Genomic DNA, 22,262 nt, shown 5'->3' on the forward strand with positions numbered 1-22,262 from the left:
ATGCCGTGTCAGGAGGCAGGTTTAAGAATAACTTTATCACGGCCTGCTTTTTTGGCTTCGTACAGCGCTTCATCGGCACGATCAAAAGCACTGCGATTGGTGTCTTGTTCTGTAAATCGGGTCGCGCCAAATGAAATGGTAATAGGCACATTTACATTTTTGAATTTAAAAGGGATTTTACCAATTTTCTCCCTTAAGGCGTTAAGCCGCTTTTCCAGTTCGGCTAACTCAGTTTCCGGAAATAGCATAATAAACTCTTCACCACCGTAACGGGCGATAAAATCGGTTTCGCGCAGGTTGAGTTTCAGCGTTTTAGCAATCACTTTGAGCGTTTTATCACCGGCACTGTGGCCGTAGCTATCATTAATGTTTTTAAAATGATCAACATCTGCCAGCACCACGCAAAGTGGTTTTTTATAGCGTTGCCAGCGTTTAATTTCTAATTGGTAGCGCTCATCAAAAGCCGCGCGGTTGGGTATTTCTGTGAGTGCATCTTGCAGGCTGCGGAAATTTTGCTCGGCAATGCGCTTTTTAAAAGTGCCGGCATCTGTTTCCAGCTCGCCGAGGCGTTGTTCCATATTGCCAAGTGTTAACAGCAATTGCTGCCGTTCCTGCTGTTCCAGCTGCTCTTTTTCACGTAACGATCCGGTAATAGCAGTTAACTTATCACTGACCAGTAATTTTAACTGTTCCAGCGACGTGGCCTTTTGGCTGACATGGCTAAGATGATCAATTTGCAACTCAATTTGCTGATTTAGCACCAGCATTTTTTGTTTCAGATCGGTCGATGCACTTAACGACGATACCACTGATTGTTGCACGCTGGTCAGGGCATCATTGAGTTTTAATAAAAAATGTTCAGCCGACTGACGCTCGCGGTTAATACTGCTGATAATAATGCCGATGGTTTTTAAGCAAGCTTCCAGCAAAGCATCAATGGGCAGTTTGCCCAGCAAACTCAGCCGGATGGCATCAATTTCGGCAGCACTTTCTTCGGCAAACGCCAGCTCGCTCAGCAAGTTGGTTAACTCGACACTGATTTGGCGGCAAATATGGCCGTAGCGTACGTCATCATCGTCATCGCTGTCGGCCAGGTACTGTTTGGCTTGCAGTACGTTTTGATACAGTTTGGCCAGTTCAGTTAAGTGCGGTAAAAATGCATGCACCGTAGCAGAGGGTTGGCCGACTTTTCCCAATAACAGGCGTAAATCGCGGCGTAGCTGGTCGGGCAAACCTTTTTGTTGCTGCAACAGCTTACCGGCGTCTGCCAGGCCCTGCTGCATGCTTTGAATGTCGGCCTGGTGCCTTGATTCTAACAGTTTAAGATTGTCGCTGGTGGCCTCAATAAACGGTAGCAGTTTTTCCAGATCGGTGCCGCGGTTTAGTTCGGTTCGCAACTTTGCCAGCCGGTTATCTAAATCGACATCCCCCCCTTTGCACGCCAGAGACAGCCGCGAGACAAACTGGGCCAGAATTTTAAACTGGGTTTCATAAGTGTCTTCAAGCGCTTTACGTGCTTTAAGTGCGCTAGCCAGTTGTTTTTGTGTGTCGTCTTGCAAGACCACCACCTGAGGGTTCGCTGTTAAATCTATGTTTAGATTTAAGTATATCGGCAAAAGTAATAAATGCGATCACTGTTTTAAGCAAAATGTATTAGCAGATAAAAAAACAGCAGGCCCTAAGGCCTGCTGTAGCAGGGGATTTATCTTTATTATTGTCCGGTTTACTTTTTACACAGGTAATAAGGTAACCAGGTTTGTTCTTCAGCAGAGGTCAGGTGTTGCATAATCAGCATCCCTTGTTGGAACTACTGTCCGGCAGTCCATCTGCCAGACGCTGCATATTTAAACAGAAAAAATTGGTTTTTGAAAGTTGGTATGTAATGTTTCTGTGCTTATTTCAGATTTTATAAACCTTTTGCTGTTAATTTAAATTTACAGATTTATATTTCACTGATTTAGTTGGTATTTATTTATTGGGTGTTTTTGATTTTGAAAGTCTTTTTGTAATGTTACATGTTTACTGTCGGCTTAAGCGAATTGCCGGTGGGGTGCAGGGCTCACTGGCGCGCCAGGGGTTGATATCCAGCCCACCGCGACGGGTATAGCGGGCGTAAACACACAAAAAGCTGGGCTGACAATGTGACCAGATGTCGCTGAAAATACGTTCAACACATTGTTCATGAAACTCGTTGTGGCTGCGAAAGCTGATCAAATAACGTAACAGCGCTGCGTGATCCAGCGCTTTGCCACGGTAATGGATATAAACACTGGCCCAATCGGGTTGAGAGGTAATTAAACAATTCGATTTAAGTAAGTGAGAGTGCAGCTTCTCTTCAACGATATCGGCATCAGTCTGGGTTTGCAGTAAGCTGGCATCATAGTGGTACTGGGTAATTTCAATATCCAGATCATCAATACAGCGCCCTGGGATCCAGGTAGGCTGAAACGCCATAATCTCATTAACGTTATGCAGGCTGACTTTTACTTCTTTACCGGCACAGGCTGATAAATCGCGCTGCAAATGCTGATACACCTGGCCCAGATCAGCAAAGCGGCTTTGGTTAAAACTGTTGAGGTATAACTTAAATGACTTGGACTCAATTAAATTTGCCGAGTTGTAAGGCACCACAAAGGTAGCCAGCGCTACCATAGGTTTACCTTTGGCATTAAGCCAGGATAACTCGTAACCGTGCCAGATGTCCTGACCTACAAAGGGTAAGGCTGTTGCCGCCAGACCAATATCATCCCGGCCCAGGCTGCGGGGTACTGCCTGCAATAAACTGGCATCATACTGATCGGCATAGGCGGTTACTTTACCAAGGCTTAATCCGGCAAGAAGTTCTGAGTGGTTGCTGGTCATGTCTGTTTTTGTCATCACGGCGTAGTTAGCGTTACAATGGTGCAAGTTTATCATAAAGTTTGATGGAAGGTCGCGTGGCTCTGGCAACGAATTACAGTCAATTTATTCAGCGTGCAGTACTGTGGCATCAGCAGCAACAGCTGGCATTAACGACCTGGGCCGATCCCAAAAGCCCGTCACCCTGTCAGGTGGCAGAAGCTGTTGACGACAAGGTGCAATGGCAGCCGGTATTGCAGCAACCGCCTGCTGATTTTTCTAATGTTGAGCAGGCACTTGAGCTGGAGTTACACCCGGATATAAAAAGCTTTTATCAGTTACAGTATGGTGCGGGCCTGGCCGCTGAGCATAGCCGCGGCAAGCTGCTGCTGCTAATGGTATGGAACAGCGATGATGTAAAGCGGCTACAGGAGAACATTATCGGCCATATTATTATGAAGCGGCGGTTAAAGCAGCGCGAGACAGTGTTTTTTGCCACCACTGAAGATGATGATATTTTGCTGTCGGTACTTAACAGCACAGGTGAAGTGTTTGTAGAGCATGTAGGGCAGGAAGTAAAAGAAAAGCTGGCCGACAACCTGGCTGATTTTATCAGCCAGCTGGCACCTTGTAGTTACGACGGGCTTTGACAATCCCAGGCAATATTACCCAGCAAGCGGCAGTTATCGCATTTAAAGTCGAATAACTGCTGTAATGGCTGCTTTAAACGCCAGTTTCCGCCGCAGCCGGGGCAGGGCTTATCTGCTTCTTTTTCGCAGTTATTACTGCTGCCACTGTACAACGCATAGTACACCGGCGTGTTATTGGCCTGCTCCAACTGGCGCGCCAGCTGCCGGCCCTGTTTGTTTAATCTGCTATTTAGCTGCTGCAAACTGCGTTCTGCACTTTTAACCAGTACCCGTGTTTGCTGCATTTGTATCTCGTCCAGCGCCTGGTACTGCAACTGCCAGCGAATAAGTTTTTCATGATCTGTCGTTTCGGCATTTAGCTGATATAACGGCACTGGCGCAAGATGTTCGCCGCAGCGTACCGGCGAGCAAGTGTCATTAAAACGGCTGTACAGAATATAAAAATCTGCGCTGTGGCAGGGATCGGTATGCTGCGACATCAGATCCATACCCAGGATATGGACTTGCGGATAAGCCAGGCCTGCCGGAGCTAATTGCTGCAGTGCATCCAAGCCTTTGGCGCTGTGGTGTTTTTGTTGTAAAGCCTGCTCATCCGGCAGCACTATACGGCTGTTAAAGCTGTCCTGTTGCCAGGCGGTTGGAAATTCCCGCCCCAACACCTGGCCATTAAATATCAAGGTTTCAATATAGCGGCGAATAGCGCTTTCGGCGCTATTAAAGTCGGTATCAGCAATAACCTTAAACTGCAGCTCTGCCAGATACATGGCTATTTATCCAGCTTGCTGAGCAGCAAATCCAGTTTAGCTTCAATGCGTGCCAGAGTTTGCGCCAGGGTGGAGTCTGGGCATTCAGGAGCGGCCAGCGCAGGTAAGGGGTCTGTGCTTGGGGCTGTTTCGTCAAATACCGGGTTATTTCGCCACTGCTGGTAGGCTGCAAATAACTGTTGTGGCGCGATACGCCCGGCTAAGCGGGCACGGAACAACGCCAGGCTGGGCGTTTTGCCCTCACGTTGCAGTTGTGCAGCAACTTGTTGTAACAGTTGTATGGGATCTGTCATGGCTTTTGCCTGTTTGACTAACTAATAGCGAAATTTACCACTAAGTGCTTACAGATAGTAGCGATAATTTTATAAGTTACTGTTTTACATTGTTTTAATCTGTGGCATGGCATTTGCTGAGCTAATGGCAGGCTGCTACTGCAGCTGATTATTAAAACAACACAGGAAAATCATTATGTTAGCAAAAGTATTTGTGGCCGCTGCCTTAGCAGTTACGTTATCAGGATGTGTGATTGCAGTAGGGGGCAAGCACGAATTAGATGATGACAGCAGTTGGAAGAAAACTCAGCAGTATAATCAGGAACAGATTAACCGGCTGGCCCTGAATAGCAGCGCAGAAGACGTACGCACCTTATTGGGTACGCCCGATTTTACTGAGTCGTTTAATAAAGACGGTGAAACGGTACAGGTATTGTTTTATCGCACGCATCATATAAAAAGTGATGGTAAAACCACCAAAGATGAATGTACGCCGCTTATTTTTAAACAAAACAAGCTTAGCGGCTGGGGCGATAAAGCCTATCAGTATCTGTAATACGAACACTTACCCGGCGCAGTCGCCCGCCGGGTATAGCATTAGCTTAGTGTTATTTCCTGCAGATGATTTTGCACATGCAGGTAATGAGCGCTGTAATATTGTGCTTTGGTCAGCTTACCATAAGCAAAATGCGGCGCTAAATCGCCTTGCCAGGCAATAAATAATTCAATTTCGGTTACTAGTTCAGCCAGCGCTACGTCGTTAGGCACAGCATCAACCAATTTTGCTGCGCCGGGAATGGGTTCATCCAGTGGATGCGACATGGTGCCGCTGGCTGAGAATACATTTAATGCAGCCGCACCTGCGGTGTACTGAAACAAAGCTGATTTTGCCTGCGGGTAGCCAAGGCGCGAGTAGCGGATACTTTGCGCAAGATGCTGAAACACTTTGCTAACGCTCCAGTTGCCGTGGCTGGTTAGTGTAGCTGCCGGTAAGCGTTTTAATTGCGCCAACAGTTCATCCAGCGGGTAGTGCCGTGCCATAGCCACCATTTTAGTGCCAAATGCCACTGCCAAAGGTGCGCCAACTGCGGTTAAAAGAAATTTGCGTCGGTTCATGCCAAAATCGGGTATCAGGTTATTTTTTGCTTACGTTAGCTTGTTTATATTCAAGCTGCCACTAAATTAAGCTGATTTGGCTGATGTAAATATCTGCAAACCTGAGTAGCATGGCATAACGATATTGTCGCAACCAGATTAGCGAAGGACACATCATGTTTGACTGGATCTACAGCCCGGAAGCCTGGGTGGCGTTAGGCACTTTAATGGCACTTGAGATTGTGCTGGGGATCGACAATATTATTTTTATTTCTATTCTGGTAGGGAAATTACCGCCAGAGCAGCGCGATTCAGCCCGGCGTATTGGCCTTGGCCTGGCAATGTTATCGCGTCTGTTGCTGTTATTCAGCCTGGCCTGGGTTATTGGCCTGACAGAGCCGTGGTTTAGTGTGTTTGGTTTTGATATCTCCGGCCGTGATTTTGTACTGATTGTCGGTGGCTTTTTTCTGTTGGCAAAATCTACTCATGAAATTCACGACAGCCTGGAAGGCGCCAGCCAGATCAGCGCAACGAAAGCGGCAACGGGTTATCTGGCAATTTTAGTACAAATTATGCTGTTGGATATCGTGTTCTCGCTCGATTCGGTTATTACCGCAGTAGGGCTGGTTGAGCACCTGTCAATTATGGTTATTGCTGTTGTAGCTTCGGTACTGGTGATGTTATTTGCGGCTAAACCGATAGGTGAATTTGTCGATCAACACCCCACTATAAAAGTACTGGCGTTGTCGTTTTTAATGCTGATTGGTTTTGCACTGGTGGCAGAAGGGCTGGATGTGCATGTACCCAAAGGTTATATCTATTTTGCTATGGCATTTTCAATGTGTGTTGAACTTATCAACCTTAAAGTACGCAAGAAAAACCAGCATGAAACAGTAAAACTGCATAAAAAAACGGATATGGAATAAGTGCATGTTTGCTTTTACAAGCGCCGGGCGATTGGCTAACATCTGGCCATGATTGACGCCGGTAGCAACCAACCCCACTTCTGGCAGGTGTCCAGAGACAACCAGACTTATACTGAGCTGTGTAATGCTTTGTATGAGCGTGAACTGCTACGTTTGTCGCAGCTTAGTACGGAGCAATTACTACGTCTGCCAAACCGTTTAGCCAGCTTGCCGTTTTATATCCGCCGGGCGGCCAGTAATATATTGCAGCAAAATAACGCGTTGCAGCTGGATAGCCAAAATGCGTCCTGGTATCACAAACAGGCAGCAAGTTGCCCGGCACGTAAACAGCAGGCCGATCCGATAGATGCGTTTTACAACAAATATGCCAAACCCGGCCTGATAGTGCCGGTGTACATAACTCAACTGACGCACGAGCAGATAGTGCTTGATAGCGTAGATGAAGTTGACCTCACCGGGCAGCGCCTGCATTGCAATGAGCACGGCTGGTTTAGTTTTTCCGGCACACCGCTGGCACAGGAAAACAGCGATAAGTTTGTGCTGAAACCCGCCAAAGCTATTATGACTGCCGCCTGCTGTGGCCATCAGTGGTTAAATGGTGACAAAAAGCCACCGCGTTTGCTTAGCCTGCGCGAATTGTTGCTGGCGAGTCGGTTAAACTGGCAAAACTTTGCCAAACCTTTACCGGCATTGTTAGCCTGATGTTGGTTTTCCTGCTTTGCAATCTGAGGCAGAGGCTTCATAATAACCGCAGTCTGTTTAATGAAGCTGTATTATGCGAATACTCACTTTACTGTTGGTAATTGTGCTGGGCTTGCTGCAATACCGTTTGTGGTTGGGCCAGCACAGTATTGCCGATTACTTTCGTTTGCAAGAAGAGCTGCGTACCCAGCAGGCCAGCAATCTGGAGCTGGAAAAGCGTAACCGCTTATTAAAAGCCGATGTGACCGACTTGCAACAGGGGCTGGAAGCGATTGAAGAGCGCGCCCGCAATGAGCTTGGGTTAATTAAGCAAGACGAAATATTCTTCCGTTTATTCAGCCAGGCAGAGCCGGGTAAAACAATTAATGACTAACCTTAATTATCCTGCTATTGCCGCCATAGTGCCTGCCGCTGGCGTTGGTGCACGCATGCAGGCTGATCGGCCCAAGCAATATCTGGTTTTGCATGGTAAAACCATTTTGGAACACAGTGTTGCCAGGTTGCAGGCGGTTGCTGGTGTTGAACAAATCTGGCTGGCGCTGGCAGCAGATGATCCCTATTTTGATGCTACTGCGTTAAGCCACAGTAATGTTATCCGGGTTAAAGGTGGTGAAGAGCGTATGCATTCGGTGCTCAATGCACTGAATTTTGTAGATGAACATCAATACCCCTGGGTGCTGGTGCATGACGCAGCCCGGCCGTTGGTGCGCCAATCTGATATTGAACAGCTAATTCAGCGTTGTTTAGCCAGTGGCGAGGGCGGCATTTTGGCCTGCCGTGTGCGCGACACCATGAAACGCGGTGAATTAATAGTAGCTGAAACAGTGAGCCGCGAGCATTTGTGGCATGCTCTGACACCGCAGTTTTTTCCTACCGGCTTGTTAAAAGCCGCCTTGCAGGACGCTATCAGCGCCGGAGTTCATATTACTGATGAAGCATCCGCGATGGAATGGGCCGGCCACAGTGTGCTGCTGGTGGAAGGCCACAGCGACAATATTAAAATTACCCAGCCAGCCGATTTAGCCCTGGCTGCGTTTTATCTGGAGCAAAGTAGTTAATGAATATGCGTATTGGTCACGGCTTTGATGTACATGCCTTTGGTGGCGAAGGTCCGGTAACGCTGGGTGGCGTTAAAATTGAATATACGCAGGGCCTGCTGGCACATTCTGATGGTGATGTTGTGTTGCATGCATTATCCGATGCTTTACTTGGTGCAGTAGCGCTTGGTGATATCGGCCATCATTTTCCTGACACTGACGCTGCTTTTAAAGGTATTGATAGCCGGATACTACTGCGTAAGGTGTTTGCTGATGTTAGTGCAGCCGGTTATAAAGTCGGTAATCTTGATATCACTATTATGGCGCAAGCGCCTAAAATGGCGCCGCATATTGATGCCATGCGCCAGTGTATTGCCGATGATTTAGCTTGTCAGTTGTCACAGGTAAATGTAAAAGCCACTACCACAGAAAAGCTCGGTTTTGTTGGCCGCAAAGAGGGTATAGCGGCAGAGGCCGTGGTACTGCTGGTTGGCGCATGACCGCTGCACAGCCCCTGAGTTATCTGTACGGTGAACCTGCAGCTACAGCGTTATTACGCCAGCACAGTGATGATTTTATTGTTGAAGAGCAGCTTAATTTCAGCCCGAGTGGCGCCGGTGAGCATATTTTGCTGCATATCGAAAAAACCGGCCAGAACACCCAGTATGTTGCCAAGCAACTGGCAGAGCTTACCGGCTTGCGTGCCCGCGATATCAGTTATGCCGGCTTAAAAGACCGCCATGCGGTTACCCGGCAGTGGTTTTGTTTCAAGTGGCCAATTAAGCAGCCGCTTGACTGGCAAAGCTGGCAGCTGGAAGGTTGCACTGTGCTGGATATGCAGCGCCATTATCGCAAACTGCGTTTAGGCGCACTTAAAGCTAATCTGTTTCAGATCCGCTTGCGCCAGGTATCAGATATTAACGATGTGCTTAGCCGTGCTGAGTTGCTAAGCCAGGGCGTACCTAATTATTATGGTGAGCAGCGTTTTGGTATTAACGGTGGCAATCTGGCGTTAGCGCAACAACTGTTTAATGGCCAGAGTATTACTGATCGTAAACTGCGTGGCCTGGCATTATCGGCCGCCCGATCTTATGTGTTTAATCAGCAGGTTTGTGCCCGCATCAGTGCGGGTTTATTTAATACCGTGCAACATGGTGATGTGCTGCAGTTAAATGGCTCTGGCTCGGTGTTTCGGGCGCCCGAGGCTGATGCCAAATTGCAGCAGCGCCTGCAACAGCAGGACCTGCATATTACCGCGGTGCTGGCGGGCATTGGCGAGCCAATGGTCAGCGGTACAGCAGCAGAATTTGAGCAGCAGGTGCTTGCACAGCACAGTGGCCTGGTGCAGGGACTGGAAGATTATCGCTTAAAAGCCGAACGGCGGGCGATACGGCTGTTACCACAACAGTTAACAGTGCAACAACAGGGTAATGATATAACGCTAAGCTTTGCGTTACCCGCAGGTTGTTTTGCTACCAGCGTGCTCAGAGAGCTGCTGAAGTATCAGGATTGCGGCCGTAAAACCGTTGATATGGAGTAGCCAGATGCGAATTTTATTAAGTAATGATGATGGTGTGCATGCTAAAGGTATGCAGGTGCTGCAACAGGCGCTGAGCCAGATAGCTGAAGTAACAACAGTCGGGCCCGATCGCAACTGTAGCGGTGCCAGCAATTCATTAACGCTGATAAACCCGTTACGGGTGCAGCAGATGGATAACGGCTTTTTGTCGGTAAACGGCACACCGACAGACTGCGTGCATTTAGCTATCAGCCAGCTGCTGGATTTTACGCCAGACTTAGTAGTAGCCGGTATTAACCATGGCGCTAACCTGGGGGATGACGTACTGTACTCGGGTACTGTCGCTGCAGCCACAGAAGGGCGGCACTTAGGTTTACCTGCCATTGCGGTTTCACTGGCCGGGCGTGATGAAGAGCATTTTGCTACAGCCGCCTATGTTACTGTGCAGGTTATTAAAAAGCTAAAGTCACACCCGTTACCGGCAGATCAGATTTTAAATATTAATGTACCGGCGGTATCAATAGAGCAGCTAAAAGGCATTCAGGTAACCCGTCTGGGCCGGCGCCATAAAGCCGAAACCATGACCAGTGCTACCGATCCTTGGGGTCGGAAAATTTACTGGTATGGCTCACTGGGGCCGGAGCTGGATGCTGGCGAGGGCACCGACTTTCATGCCATAGCTAATGGTTATGCGTCTGTAACACCACTGCAAATTGACATGTCAGCTTATAAAAGCATGGACACATTACGTCAGTGGTTAGAGGGGATCAGTTTGTAACATGGCAGTAGCAACATCACGCAGCGCCGCGGTATTGGCGCAAAAACTTCAGGCTGAAGGCATCCGCAACCCACAGGTTCTGGCGGCTATAGCACACACACCACGCCATCTGTTTGTTGAGGCGGTCCTGGCACACAAAGCCTATGAAAATACCGCCCTGCCGATTGGGCAGGGCCAGACTATTTCTCAGCCTTATATTGTTGCCCGCATGACAGAATTATTATTGCAGGACAAAGCGCCGGGTAAGGTATTGGAAATTGGTACCGGCTCAGGTTATCAAACTGCAATACTGGCCAGGCTATTTTCGCATGTATGCAGTGTTGAGCGCATTAAAGCGCTGCAGTTTCAGGCTAAGCGGCGCTTGCAACAGCTGGATTTACACAATGTATCGATGAAACATGGCGATGGCTGGCAGGGCTGGCCCAGTAAAGCCCCGTTTGACAGTATTATTGTTACTGCGGCCCCGGTTGAAGTGCCTGTAGCCTTGTTGCAACAACTGACTGAGGGCGGCCGGTTAGTGATCCCGGTGGGGTTACATGATCAGGTGTTGCGGGTGTACCAGCGTAATGGCGATGATTTTAGCAGCACGGACATTGAAGCGGTGCGTTTTGTGCCTCTTGTGCCGGGTGCACTGGCCTGATTAAGGAAAATTAATGCAATATATTCAGTGGATTATCAAAGGGCTGGCGATGGGGGCTGCTGATGTGGTGCCGGGTGTGTCAGGCGGTACTTTGGCCTTTATTTTGGGCATCTATGAGCGTTTGCTGGCCGCCATCAGCAACTGCAATGTGCAGGCATTGCGCTTGCTTGGGCGAGGCAAAATTGCTGCATTGTGGCAGCATATTGATGGCACATTTTTACTTTGCTTGTTTGGCGGCATTTTCATCAGCATTTTCTCTCTGGCTGGGGTAATAAGCTATTTTCTCGAGTATCGGCCCATTCCGTTGTGGGCGCTATTTAATGGCCTGATTCTGGCGGCATTACCCACGCTGATAAAAAGCCTGCGCTGGAACTTACTGCGTGTCGGGTTGTGTCTGTTGGGAGTGGCTTTCGCTGTATCGGTTGGCATGCTGGCGCCTCATGAACTTAAGCCTGCACCCTGGTTGTTCTTTATTGCCGGTGCGATAGCAATATGTGCAATGATCCTGCCCGGTATTTCCGGCAGTTTTATCCTGCTGATTTCAGGTATGTATGCGCCGGTACTGTTGGCGGTAACGGAATTACAGCTTGGTGTGCTGGCGCTGTTTCTGGCAGGCTGCATTTTTGGTTTACTGAGTTTTTCCCGTTTACTAAACTGGCTGCTGCAGCATTACCATGACGCCACGCTGGCGCTGTTAATTGGGGTGGTAATTGGCGCTTTTTACCGGATTTGGCCCTGGCAGGCCGAGCAAAAAATGTATCTGCCATGGCAGTATGCCAGGCAGGTGGGTGATGCAGATATTGGTATGGCATTGGTGTGCCTGATTGCTGGCATAGGCATTATGTTACTGCTGTTAAATCTGGAAAAATGGTTTACTCTGCCTGCTACGGCGGAAAATGCGACGACGAAAGACTAAAGGAGGTTTTTATTCGTTGTACTAGCCACAGCTACCTGCAAAGCGCAACAACACGTCCGGTCTGGTTTTTGGCGCGTGCCTTTTGGCTGTGGTTAATACTGTTGATAATGGTGCTAAGTGGCTGTTCTTCCCGCTCCACACCGGCACCGGTCAGCACGCTGGAGCTGCGGGAGAATTTCTATCAACAGCGCAACCGTGGTTCATTGTCTGCCAGCAGTTATACCGTTAAACGCGGCGATACCCTCTATTCTATTGCTTTTCGGGCCGGTAAAGATGTGCGCGAAGTGGCACGGCTGAATGCCATTGCCAGCCCTTACACTATTTACCCCGGACAACAGCTTAAACTTACCGGAACTGCGGCCCGCCGGGTTGCTAAAACCGTGGCTAAGCCCGCGCCAAAGGCTGTAAAAAATACAAATAAGAATAATTCAAGCCAAGCAAAATCAAATAGTTCGGTAAAACCGGCTAAACCTGTTGCACCGAAAAATCAAACGGGTTATGTTCAGAACAGAACAGCGCCGGAAAAAAAGGCGCAAAATCCTACCCTAAGTGGGAACGTGGTGCAATGGCAATGGCCGGTAAAAGGCAAAATAATTTCCGGTTTTTCGCATCAGCAACAAGGCAACAAAGGGGTGGATATTGCCGGGCGTGAAGGTAACAGAATAAATGCAGCAGCCAGCGGCCAAGTGGTTTATGCCGGTAGTGCGTTAAGAGGTTATGGTAATTTAATTATTATCAAGCACAACGATGATTACTTAAGTGCTTACGCGCATAACCGTAAATTGTTGGTAACAGAAAGACAAATGGTTACTGCCGGGCAGCAGATAGCCGAAATGGGCAGTACTGATGCTACGGATCCACGTTTGCACTTCGAGATCCGCTTTCGTGGCACCTCCGTAGACCCATTAAAATATTTACCAAAATAATAAGATCAAAAACACAAGTAATATCAGGAATGGACGCGATATGCCTTAGTTGGCTCCTGACCCTGTAGACGTGGGAGAAAGGATATGGGACAAAAGAGTGACGATGACGTTTTAGATTTTAAAGAAGATGAACTGATAGACGAAGCTGCCTTGCTGGAAGACGATGCAGAGCCGGATGTGGCTGATTTAGCGGCTGAAGAAAGTGTGACTGAAGATGTTTTTGCCCGTGATGACAGCCATAAAACTATGGATGCAACACAAATTTATCTGGGTGAAATAGGGTTTTCGCCATTATTGTCTGCTGAAGAAGAAGTATATTTTTCCCGTTTGGCATTAAAAGGCGATCAGGCAGCACGTAAGCGTATGATAGAAAGCAATTTACGCTTAGTAGTTAAAATTGCCCGCCGCTATATTAACCGTGGTTTAGCGTTACTGGATTTAATCGAAGAAGGTAACCTTGGCCTGATCCGCGCGGTAGAAAAATTTGATCCTGAACGCGGTTTCCGCTTCTCAACCTATGCCACCTGGTGGATCCGCCAGACCATAGAACGCGCTATTATGAACCAAACCCGCACCATCCGCCTGCCCATTCATGTCGTGAAAGAGCTGAATATATACCTGCGTGCTGCGCGGGAATTGTCACAAAAGCTGGATCACGAACCGACACCGGAAGAAATTGCCAGTGCGCTGGACAGGCCGGTAGAAGAAGTGCGCAAAATGCTGAAGTTAAATGAAAAAATAACCTCGGTAGATACGCCGGTAGCAGGCTCATCAGAAAAGCAGTTGCTTGATGTTATCGCTGATGAAAAAGAGTTGGGGCCGGAAACTGAACTGCAGGATGAAGATATTCGCCAGCACTTAGTAGTATGGCTAAATGAGCTGAATCCAAAACAGCGTGAAGTACTGGCACGGCGTTTTGGTTTGCTTGGCTATGAGCCTTCGACATTGGAAGATGTTGGCCATGAAATTGGTTTAACCCGGGAACGGGTGCGGCAAATTCAGGTTGAAGCGCTGCGGCGTTTACGGGAAATTGTTACCCATCAGGGACTAAACATAGAAACCCTGTTTCAGGATTAACCCATGTTAAAACGTGGCTAAAACTAGCTGAAACCAAACAAGGCGCTATCTGGCGCCTTGTTGTTTTTGTAGCAACTGCACCAGCAAATTACCGGCCTCAGTAATATGGCGCACCAGCAGTTTACCGGCTTGTTCTGTGTCGCCGTGGCGCAACAAAGTGAGTAATTCTGCATGCTCAGCGGCACTGGTATCGGCATAGGCCAAGGCTTGCTCCTGATACCCCAGATAGCGTGATACCTGCTGATGCAGTTGGTCCAGCAAGCGCAGTAAATGTGGCTTAGCGCAGCTTTGATACAATATGCGGTGGAACTGCCAGTTTAATTCTCCGCGCTGATAAGGCGCCAGATGTTTATGCGCCGCAATATAGGCCAGTAAGTCTTCAGCCTGGCCCAATTGGCTGAAACTCATATTGGCTGCAGCCAATTGCAGTGCCAGCGGCTCCAATTGTAAACGCAACAAACACAGCTCTTGTGCTTCAGTAGCGCTAAAACCCGGCACCTGCATACCGGCTTTGCCATGTGGCTCCAGCCAGCCATCGCTTAATAGTGCCTGTTGTACATCGCGCACAACAATACGGCTTACGCCATAATGCTCTGCCAGTTGTTGCTGGGTAAGCACGGTACCTGGTGGCCAGTGCTGCAGCTGAATATGCTTTTTTAGCTGGTTGTAAAGCTGTTGCTTTTTCAGCATCAGTGGCTCCGGCGCAAGCCATTGATTATCAGCAGGATTAAACCACCGGCAATAATGCCCCAGAACGCGGCTGCAACACCGAAGAAACTCACGCCGCTTGCTGTAACCAGCAAGGTTACGACAGCCGCTTCGCGGTGCTCGCCTTCAGCAGTAGCTACGGCCAGGTTTGCACCAATGGTGCCAAGCAACGCCAGGCCAGCCAGCGCAGCAATCATTTCTTTAGGGAAAGCGGCAAATAGCGCCACTACAGTGGCACCGGCTAAACCTGCCAGCAGGTAAAATACACCGGCCGCTATACCGGCAATATAACGTTTATCTTTGTCGGGGTGTGCTTCAGTGCCGGTGCAAATAGCCGCAGTAATAGCAGCCAGGTTAATGGAGAAAGCGCCCCAGGGGGCCAGCAGTAAGGTTGATAGGGCAGTGCTGCTGATAAGCGGTGACACCGGCGTTTGATAACCGCTGGTACGGATCACCGCAACACCGGGGATATTCTGTGATGCCATGGTAACCAGCAGCAGTGGCAGGCCAACACCGAGTAAGGCGCTGAGTGACCAATGCGGTGTTACCCATACCGGTGTGGTTAAACTTAGCGTAACGGCGCTGTAATTAAACTGGCCCTGTGCCACTACACACAGCAGCCCTGTTAACAGTACCCACAAAATGGCATAGCGCGGCATAAGGCGTTTGGCCAGCAAGTAGCTTAAGCACATCAGGCCAACCAGTAATAACTGGTTTTGAAGTGAGGTAAAAATACTTAAGCCAAACTGCAGCAAAATACCCGCCAGCATGGCACTGGCCAGTGGCAACGGAATAAGCCGGGTTAACTTATCAAACCAACCGCTAAGGCCGATAATAACGCCAAGTGCCGCGGTAAATATAAATACACCTACCGCTTCGTTGATGGTTAAGCCCTGCAGGCTGGTTGCTAAAAGGGCCGCGCCGGGAGTAGACCAGGCGGTAATAATCGGCGCTTTGTAATACCAGGACAAACCAATACAGGTAGCAGCCATACCCAGGCCCAGCGCCAACAGCCAGGATGCCATTATCTCCTGAGTGGCACCGGCAGCAGCTGCAGCTTGCAGCACTATCGCTACCGAGCTGGCAAAGCCGACCAGCACCGCAACAAAGCCAGCGACTATGGCCGAGAGGCTAAGATCGTTAATCCGCATAAGCTAACCCAAACTTGAAAAAGTATACCTAATTTAAAATGTATACATTTTTTGTCAAGTAATTACAGTGAGAGGAATGCAGATTGGTGTGGCGGCCCGAACCGGTTTGTCCACACTGACACGCCGTAAATACATCCCTGTAGGCTCGATTCGGCCATCCCGGCCTGCAACGGTCAGTTTAGAACAAACCGATTCTGGCTGGGTTATACATCTGAGCTACAGATGTTGCTTTAATTGATATAACAACTCCAGTGCCTGACGGGCGGTTAAATCATCCGGATTAATATCGCGCAGTTGCTCTACTACCGGATGTTCGGTTTCCAGCAGGCTAAGTTGCGGTTGTATCGCTGTTTTTACCGATGCTGTGCTGCTGTGCTGCTCCAGCTCACTGAGTTTATATCGTGCCTGCTTAATAACGGCTTTAGGCACACCGGCCAGTTGTGCTACCTGTAAGCCAAAGCTTTTGCTGGCGGCGCCGTCCTGCACGTGGTGCATAAACACTATGCTGTCGCCATGCTCTACTGCGTCCAGATGCACATTAGCCAGCCCCGGCAATTGCTCTGCCAGTTCAGTCAGTTCAAAGTAATGGGTGGCAAACAAGGTTAAGGCTTTAATTTTAGTTGCCAGATAATCGGCACAGGCCCAGGCTAAACTTAAACCATCGTAAGTACTGGTACCACGGCCAATTTCGTCCATCAGCACCAGGCTGTGCTCGGTGGCGTGATGCAAAATAGTGGCAGTTTCGGTCATCTCTACCATAAAGGTAGAGCGGCCGGAGGCCAGATCATCTGAAGCGCCAATACGGGTAAAGATACGGTCTATCGGGCCAATTTGGGCGCTGTCGGCTGGTACAAAACAGCCGATATAGGCCATTAGCACAATCAGTGCGGTTTGGCGCATATAGGTAGATTTACCGCCCATATTTGGCCCGGTAATCATCAGCATGCGGCGTTGCTGGTGTAAATGCAGCGGGTTGGCAATAAAGGGTTCGGTTAATACCTGCTCTACCACCGGGTGACGCGCTTGCTGCAACACTATGCCTGTTTGGCTGCTAAGCTGTGGCCGGCAGTAGTTCAGGCTGTCGGCCCGCTCGGCAAAAGTACACAATACATCCAGCTCGGCCAGTGCCTGCGCCAGCTGTTGCAACGGTGCCAGGAACGGTGCTGTTAGTTCAAACAGCTGTTCGTATAACTGCTTTTCCAGCGCCAGTGCTTTGCTCTGGCTGCCAAGTACTTTGTCTTCGTACTCTTTAAGCTCGGGAATAATATAGCGCTCGTTGTTTTTCAGTGTTTGGCGCCGTACATATTCCGGTGGAACCTTGGTGTCGGCGCTGCGGCCTGTTTCAATGTAATAACCATGAATACGGTTAAAGCCTACTTTTAGTGAAGCAATACCGGTGCGCTCGCGCTCGCGCTGTTCCAGTTGTTCTAAATAATCGGTGGCACCGGTAGCCAAAGCCCGCCATTGGTCCAGCTCGGCATTGTAACTACTGGCAATAACACCACCATCGCGGATCAATACCGGTGGTGTTTCTACAATTGCCTGCTCTAACAGCGTGCATAGCTGCGGCAATGGCTGGGCAGCCAGGCTGATTTGTTGCAGTAAAGCACTGCTAAGTGGTGACAGCTGCGGTGCTAGTACCGGCAATTGCTGCAGTGCCTGGCGCAGGCGGGCAAAGTCACGCGGGCGGGCACTGCGCAGCGCTAAACGGGCGATAACCCGTTCAATATCGCCAATCTGTTTTAATAGGGGTTGCAGCTGCTCATATTCTGTATTCAGTTCTGTTACGGCATCCAGCCTAGCGTTAACCTGTGCCTGATTACGCAGCGGTGCATGGATCCAGCGTTTTAACTGGCGCGAACCCATTGCTGTCTGGCTGCGGTCCAGCACGGCAGCCAGCGTATGTTCGTAGTTGCCGGCTAAGTTTTGCGTTAATTCCAGATTACGGCGGGTGGCGGCGTCGAGCACAATATTGTCTTGTGAGCGTTCCAGCGCCACTGCACGGATATGCGGCAGGGCGGCGCGTTGGGTGTCTTTAACATATTGCATTACGCAACCGGCCGCCATTAGCGCTACCGGTGCTTCATCTACACCAAAGCTCAGCAAGTCTTTAGTAGCAAACTGCTGGCACAGTAAACGCTTAGCGGTGGCCAGCTCAAATTCCCACACCGGGCGACGGCGCGCGCCTTTGCGTTTTTCTACCAGATAACTGTCGGCGAAATCTTCCGGGTACAGTAGCTCTGCCGGGTTTAGCCGCTGCAACAGCGCAGTTAAATCATCTATATTGTCTACCTGATTCAGCAAAAAACGGCCGCTGCTTAAATCTAACTGTGCCAGGCCGTATTGGCCACGCAACTGGCTGATAGCACAAAGTAAATTATCCTGCCGCTCATTTAACAGGGCTTCATCGGTAACAGTGCCGGGGGTAACAATGCGTACTACTTTGCGCTCAACCGGGCCTTTGCTGGTGGCCGGATCGCCAATTTGCTCACAAATCGCCACCGATTCGCCCAGCTGTACCAAACGGGCAAGATAGCCTTCAACCGCGTGATAAGGCACGCCCGCCATCGGGATCGGTGTACCGGCGCTCTGGCCGCGCTTGGTCAGCGAAATATCCAGCAGTGCCGCTGCGCGTTTAGCGTCGTCATAAAATAGTTCGTAAAAGTCACCCATACGATAAAACAGCAGAATGTCAGGGTGTTCACTTTTTAACCCCAGATACTGCTGCATCATGGGTGTATGAGAAGACAGGTCTTTGATAATAGTCATACAGATGTTCTTATCCGCGGCCGTTAGCGTTGATAAAGCCGGGGATTATAACAGAAGTTTTTTAGCGCGTGTGATCGCTAGGTACAGGTGGTGAATATTTAGAAAAGTTGTAATTATCGTAGTTTGGCTACGACTATTTAAATAAATCTAAATTAACTTCCAGGTACAAGTGTTTTTTGGCTCAGCTGATAATTACAGACCATTCACTTGTGGCACTGCAGGATGAAAATAAAAAAGCTCCCTGTCTCTGCGATCAGGGAGCTTAATAAAAAATGCTGGCTAAGGCTTAACTCACCGGATAAGCAAAGTCACTCAACCCCAGTTCTGCCAGTGTTTTATTTAAGTGGCTGTATGCCTCCGGCGTGGGGCCGGGGTAGGCGCCGGCGATGGGAACATTACCCAGATAGCCGATATCTTTAATGCCTTCCGGCGTACAGAAATAAGCTGCCAGTACCAGATTGCGCAGTCGGCCAAAGGCTTTGGCTACGCGCTGGAATTGTTGCGGGGTTTGCTCGTTGTCGTAGGCAATATCGTCAATAATTGCCAGCTGTTGCGTTGTGCCAAGTGCCGTAAATTGCTGCGAGAAGCGCAGAGCCGCTTCGTCGTCCAGCCAAGCCAGTGCCGATAGAATAGTCAGCCTGTCCCGCTGTTGGCTGGGATAGGGCGCGCTAACCCATTCATCGATCACCGTTGGTACCTGCACGGCAGAAGCCGACGGCGATTGGCCTTCCTGCGGCACGATAATGTCAGACAGCAAAGCTACCAGTGATAATTGCGCGGCTGTTAAGGTTAAAGGCCAGGGGGCTTCGGGTGGCATAATCAGATTGGGATCTTTACCGTAACCTTTGGCGGTGACAGGTTGCAGCTTTAGTTCTGGCCAGTGCTCTGCGCTTGTTGTGCCGCTGGCTGTTTTTGCCGTAGGTGTTGGCTCACAACCTGACAGCGAAGGCAGCATAGCACTGGCGGCCAGTGCGGCCAGCAGTTTTAACGAATCACGCCGGCTTAAATGGTTGGTGTAAGCCGGTGTCAGGCCGTCGGCGTGCTCAGTGGTGTTTGGGTTTGGTATTATGGTTGGTTTTTGCATTACAGTTTCCCCGCTGTTAATTGATCTGCCAGCCAGGCGCTGTTACGCATTGCCAGTGTCATAATGGTCAGGGTGCAGTTTTTATGTGGGTTGGAGGCAAAAACGCCGCCGTCCATGACAAACAGGTTCGGACAATCCCAGCTTTGGCCCCATTGGTTAGTTACTGAGTCTTTGCTTGAGCTACCCATCCGGGTGGTGCCCACTTCGTGAATAATTTCGCCGCCTTTTCTAATGGCATCTTCGGCTGACGGTAACTCGTTAACTGTCGCGCCCATCGTTTCCAAAATGGCTTTGGCGGTTTTCAGGCCATGCTCGACTTGTTTAAGCTCGTGCTCGGACCATTTCCAATGAAAACGTGCTACCGGAATACCCCATTTGTCTGTTACCTGGGGGTCTATATCCATGTAGCAGTGCTCGTTTGGCAGCATTTCACCGCGTAGCGCAAACGAAACATAAGAGCCGTAATGGGAGCGTACCTGCTGTTTTAGCGACGTGCCGTAACCTTGCAGGTTACCGCTGACATAAGCGCCTGGTTCACCAAAGCGCCCGCCAAGCTCAAAGTGATAACCACGCGGGAAATCCAGTTCTTTATTGGCTTGCGCTTTGTGGCCCCACCAGGGAATAAACAGATGGTTGGCGGTGTGGCCGTCTTCGTTATAGCGCGGCCGGTCCATTAGTGCTGGTACCAGTGCTGACAGGCCAGCGCCGGTAGAGTCCATCAGGTTGCGGCCAACCTGGCCGCTGGAGTTGGCCAGGCCGTTAGGATGACTGGCGCTTTTTGAATTAAGCAAAATACGTGCTGACTCACAGGCACTGGCGGCCAGGATCACCACTTTGGCACTGAGCTGTTGTTCAGTGGCGGTTTTTTTATCGATATAGCTGATGCCGGTAACCTTGCCTTGATCATCAGTGGTAACTGCTTTAACCATAGCGTCGGTAATAATACGCAAATTACCGGTAGCCTGTGCCATCGGCAGCAATGACGTGGTGGTTTGAAAAGCGGCACCAATTGAGCAGCCGTAGCCGCAGGGCGTGGTATAAAAACAGGCTGCGCGGTTATCCAGCGGTTTGGTCAGCACAGCACGGTGCATAGGCACCGCTGTAATACCGTGTTTTTTTGCCGCAGCGGCTATCAGTAATTCTGGTACCCGTGGTGCGGGTGGCGGCTGTAACACCCCTTCCGGTGACGGTGGCATATCATCCAGGCCGGTATTGGTGCCGCAAACGCCTACTAAAGCTTCGGTTTTGTCGTACCAGGGGGCGATGTCGTCGTAGTTAAAGGGCCAGTCGGCGCCCAGACCATCGCGGCTTTTGCCTTTAAAATCATGCTCGCTAAAACGCAGCGAATAGCGGCCCCAGTGGTTGGTGCGGCCACCCAGCATGCGGGCACGCCACCATAAAAAGTCTGAACCTTCGGCTGTGGTATAGGGTTCGTTTGGTACCTGCCAGCCACCGTCTACGGTGGAGTCATAAAAACCGAAGTCTTTATCTGGTGTGGAGGTGCCCATCAGCGGTGCGGCTGAGTTAGGCCTGAACATCGGAGTTTCTGTTTTAGGGTCGTAATTACGGCCAGCTTCCAGCAGTAGCACTTTGTGGCCTTGCCGGGTTAACTCATAAGCGGCCATGGCGCCACCGGCGCCTGAGCCGACAACCAATACGTCATAAGCAAAATCGTTCATCATTTCAGCTCATTAATTTTCAGATTTTTAAACCACACCACATCGCCATGATCCTGCAAACCGATATGGCCGCTGCTGTTGGCGGCAAACCCTTGCCAGTTGGCAAACTTGCTGGCGGCCACCAGTTGCTGCCACTCTGGGCTGTGGAGCTCCACCGATACTGCCTGCACATCGTTCTGCCAAATGGTTAACTGGTTTTTCTGCAGCCGGATGCGTACCTGATTCCACTCACCGGCTATTTTGTGCGAAGCCGCAGGCGAGGCGATCATGTCGTATAAAGAGCCGGATAAATGGTTTGCCAGTTTGTTGTCGGGGTGGCGTTCGTTATCCAGGATCTGAATTTCCGGGGCATGCGAATAAATCTGGCTGCCGGTTTCGTCTACCAGAATAAAAATGCCGCTATTGCCGCCTTCGGCAATTTTCCAATCCAGCTTAAGGTCAAAATCCTGATATTGGGCTTTAGTTAGAATGTCGCCGCCGCCTTTACCGGTTAGCTTAATAGCGCCATCTTCAATGACCCACTTATCGCTTAACCCTTGCTGTTTAAAGTTACGCCACTGCGACAGGTCTTTGCCATTAAACAGCAGTTGCCAGCCATCCTGTTGCTCTTGCGCGGTTAACTGATTATCCGCGGCGAGTGCGCCAAAGCTACCAAGCGCTAGCAGCAGGGCGTAAAGTTGGTGTCTGATTTTCAAGGTCGTTCTCCTGTTGTTGCAGTGATTGTTGTTATA

At 49.7% G+C, this 22,262-nt stretch carries 24 protein-coding genes; 13 read left to right on the top strand and 11 right to left on the bottom strand.

The genetic code is table 11. The features are described 5' to 3' along the window. Positions 1–8: 8 nt before the first annotated feature. On the bottom strand, positions 9–1,565 hold the full coding sequence (locus AR688_RS03440; protein WP_231732010.1) for a GGDEF domain-containing protein: 1,557 nt from the start codon (positions 1,563–1,565) through the stop codon (positions 9–11). A gap of 454 nt (positions 1,566–2,019) precedes the next feature. Further along, positions 2,020–2,916 carry an NADPH-dependent 7-cyano-7-deazaguanine reductase QueF gene (queF, locus tag AR688_RS03445; protein ID WP_269433674.1) on the bottom strand — a complete coding sequence of 299 codons (897 nt, stop codon included), beginning with the start codon at positions 2,914–2,916 and terminating at the stop codon, positions 2,020–2,022. Positions 2,917–2,936: 20 nt separating this feature from the next. Between queF and syd the strand changes: the two genes are divergently transcribed. Then, complete coding sequence (gene syd, locus AR688_RS03450) at positions 2,937–3,488, top strand: SecY-interacting protein (protein ID WP_068231118.1); 552 nt, start codon at positions 2,937–2,939, stop codon at positions 3,486–3,488. Here syd and AR688_RS03455 read toward each other — a convergent pair. Further along, entirely contained in the window at positions 3,473–4,252 is a 780-nt protein-coding gene (locus AR688_RS03455) for a Zn-ribbon-containing protein (RefSeq protein ID WP_068229152.1), read from the bottom strand. The genes syd and AR688_RS03455 overlap by 16 nt on opposite strands. Positions 4,253–4,254: 2 nt before the next feature. Continuing rightward, positions 4,255–4,545 carry a hypothetical protein gene (locus AR688_RS03460; protein WP_068229156.1) on the bottom strand — a complete coding sequence of 97 codons (291 nt, stop codon included), beginning with the start codon at positions 4,543–4,545 and terminating at the stop codon, positions 4,255–4,257. A gap of 175 nt (positions 4,546–4,720) precedes the next feature. On the opposite strand from AR688_RS03460, the gene AR688_RS03465 reads away from it, so the two are divergent. After that, complete coding sequence (locus tag AR688_RS03465; RefSeq protein WP_068229159.1) at positions 4,721–5,080, top strand: DUF3192 domain-containing protein; 360 nt, start codon at positions 4,721–4,723, stop codon at positions 5,078–5,080. A 41-nt stretch (positions 5,081–5,121) separates the two neighbouring features. Here the strand turns inward: AR688_RS03465 and AR688_RS03470 are convergent, their stop codons facing one another. Next, positions 5,122–5,640 carry a DUF1569 domain-containing protein gene (locus AR688_RS03470; protein ID WP_068229162.1) on the bottom strand — a complete coding sequence of 173 codons (519 nt, stop codon included), beginning with the start codon at positions 5,638–5,640 and terminating at the stop codon, positions 5,122–5,124. A 155-nt stretch (positions 5,641–5,795) separates the two neighbouring features. On the opposite strand from AR688_RS03470, the gene AR688_RS03475 reads away from it, so the two are divergent. From AR688_RS03475 to rpoS, 11 genes are all read left to right on the top strand, one after another. Continuing rightward, positions 5,796–6,545, top strand: coding sequence for a TerC family protein (locus AR688_RS03475; RefSeq protein WP_068229165.1), 750 nt, complete (start codon positions 5,796–5,798; stop codon positions 6,543–6,545). 48 nt (positions 6,546–6,593) lie between these two features. Further along, complete coding sequence (locus tag AR688_RS03480; protein ID WP_068229168.1) at positions 6,594–7,247, top strand: hypothetical protein; 654 nt, start codon at positions 6,594–6,596, stop codon at positions 7,245–7,247. Between the two features lie 73 nt (positions 7,248–7,320). After that, positions 7,321–7,620: a cell division protein FtsB gene (gene ftsB / locus AR688_RS03485; protein WP_068229171.1), complete on the top strand. Its 300-nt coding sequence runs from the start codon at positions 7,321–7,323 to the stop codon at positions 7,618–7,620. Next, positions 7,613–8,305 carry a 2-C-methyl-D-erythritol 4-phosphate cytidylyltransferase gene (gene ispD / locus AR688_RS03490; RefSeq protein ID WP_068229174.1) on the top strand — a complete coding sequence of 231 codons (693 nt, stop codon included), beginning with the start codon at positions 7,613–7,615 and terminating at the stop codon, positions 8,303–8,305. The genes ftsB and ispD overlap by 8 nt, the downstream gene beginning before the upstream one ends. Beyond that, positions 8,305–8,784 (top strand): 2-C-methyl-D-erythritol 2,4-cyclodiphosphate synthase, encoded by a 480-nt coding sequence (gene ispF / locus AR688_RS03495; RefSeq protein ID WP_068229177.1) that lies wholly within the window; start codon positions 8,305–8,307, stop codon positions 8,782–8,784. Before ispD ends, ispF begins: the two co-directional genes overlap by 1 nt. Further along, positions 8,781–9,824, top strand: a complete 1,044-nt coding sequence (gene truD / locus AR688_RS03500; RefSeq protein WP_068229180.1) for a tRNA pseudouridine(13) synthase TruD — start codon at positions 8,781–8,783, stop codon at positions 9,822–9,824. Before ispF ends, truD begins: the two co-directional genes overlap by 4 nt. 4 nt (positions 9,825–9,828) lie before the next feature. Continuing rightward, the gene (surE, locus tag AR688_RS03505) at positions 9,829–10,581 is read left to right on the top strand and encodes a 5'/3'-nucleotidase SurE (RefSeq protein WP_068229183.1); all 753 of its coding nucleotides are present in this window, start codon (positions 9,829–9,831) and stop codon (positions 10,579–10,581) included. 1 nt (position 10,582) lies between these two features. Beyond that, positions 10,583–11,221, top strand: a complete 639-nt coding sequence (locus tag AR688_RS03510; protein ID WP_068229186.1) for a protein-L-isoaspartate(D-aspartate) O-methyltransferase — start codon at positions 10,583–10,585, stop codon at positions 11,219–11,221. A 13-nt stretch (positions 11,222–11,234) separates the two neighbouring features. Then, a complete protein-coding gene (locus AR688_RS03515) occupies positions 11,235–12,137 on the top strand; it encodes a DUF368 domain-containing protein (RefSeq protein ID WP_068229189.1) in 903 nt (300 codons plus the stop codon). A gap of 68 nt (positions 12,138–12,205) precedes the next feature. Next, positions 12,206–13,063 (top strand): peptidoglycan DD-metalloendopeptidase family protein, encoded by an 858-nt coding sequence (locus tag AR688_RS03520; RefSeq protein ID WP_231731905.1) that lies wholly within the window; start codon positions 12,206–12,208, stop codon positions 13,061–13,063. A gap of 84 nt (positions 13,064–13,147) precedes the next feature. After that, entirely contained in the window at positions 13,148–14,140 is a 993-nt protein-coding gene (gene rpoS / locus AR688_RS03525) for an RNA polymerase sigma factor RpoS (RefSeq protein WP_068229192.1), read from the top strand. Positions 14,141–14,185: 45 nt separating this feature from the next. Here the strand turns inward: rpoS and AR688_RS03530 are convergent, their stop codons facing one another. The 6 genes from AR688_RS03530 to AR688_RS03555 all read right to left on the bottom strand — a co-directional run bounded on the left by AR688_RS03530 (position 14,186) and on the right by AR688_RS03555 (position 22,226). Then, positions 14,186–14,830, bottom strand: a complete 645-nt coding sequence (locus AR688_RS03530; protein WP_068229195.1) for a GntR family transcriptional regulator — start codon at positions 14,828–14,830, stop codon at positions 14,186–14,188. Continuing rightward, on the bottom strand, positions 14,830–15,999 hold the full coding sequence (locus AR688_RS03535) for a benzoate/H(+) symporter BenE family transporter (RefSeq protein WP_068229198.1): 1,170 nt from the start codon (positions 15,997–15,999) through the stop codon (positions 14,830–14,832). Before AR688_RS03535 ends, AR688_RS03530 begins: the two co-directional genes overlap by 1 nt. A gap of 216 nt (positions 16,000–16,215) precedes the next feature. After that, on the bottom strand, positions 16,216–18,768 hold the full coding sequence (gene mutS, locus AR688_RS03540) for a DNA mismatch repair protein MutS (protein WP_068229200.1): 2,553 nt from the start codon (positions 18,766–18,768) through the stop codon (positions 16,216–16,218). Positions 18,769–19,054: 286 nt separating this feature from the next. After that, positions 19,055–19,852, bottom strand: coding sequence for a gluconate 2-dehydrogenase subunit 3 family protein (locus AR688_RS03545; RefSeq protein WP_082694660.1), 798 nt, complete (start codon positions 19,850–19,852; stop codon positions 19,055–19,057). Next, positions 19,852–21,534: a GMC family oxidoreductase gene (locus AR688_RS03550; RefSeq protein ID WP_231731906.1), complete on the bottom strand. Its 1,683-nt coding sequence runs from the start codon at positions 21,532–21,534 to the stop codon at positions 19,852–19,854. Before AR688_RS03550 ends, AR688_RS03545 begins: the two co-directional genes overlap by 1 nt. Then, entirely contained in the window at positions 21,531–22,226 is a 696-nt protein-coding gene (locus AR688_RS03555; protein WP_068229206.1) for a 3-keto-disaccharide hydrolase, read from the bottom strand. The genes AR688_RS03550 and AR688_RS03555 overlap by 4 nt, the downstream gene beginning before the upstream one ends. Between the last annotated feature and the right edge of the window lie 36 nt (positions 22,227–22,262).

The sequence above is a fragment of the Rheinheimera sp. EpRS3 genome (assembly GCF_001513785.1).
Classification (GTDB): Bacteria; Pseudomonadota; Gammaproteobacteria; order Enterobacterales; family Alteromonadaceae; genus Alishewanella.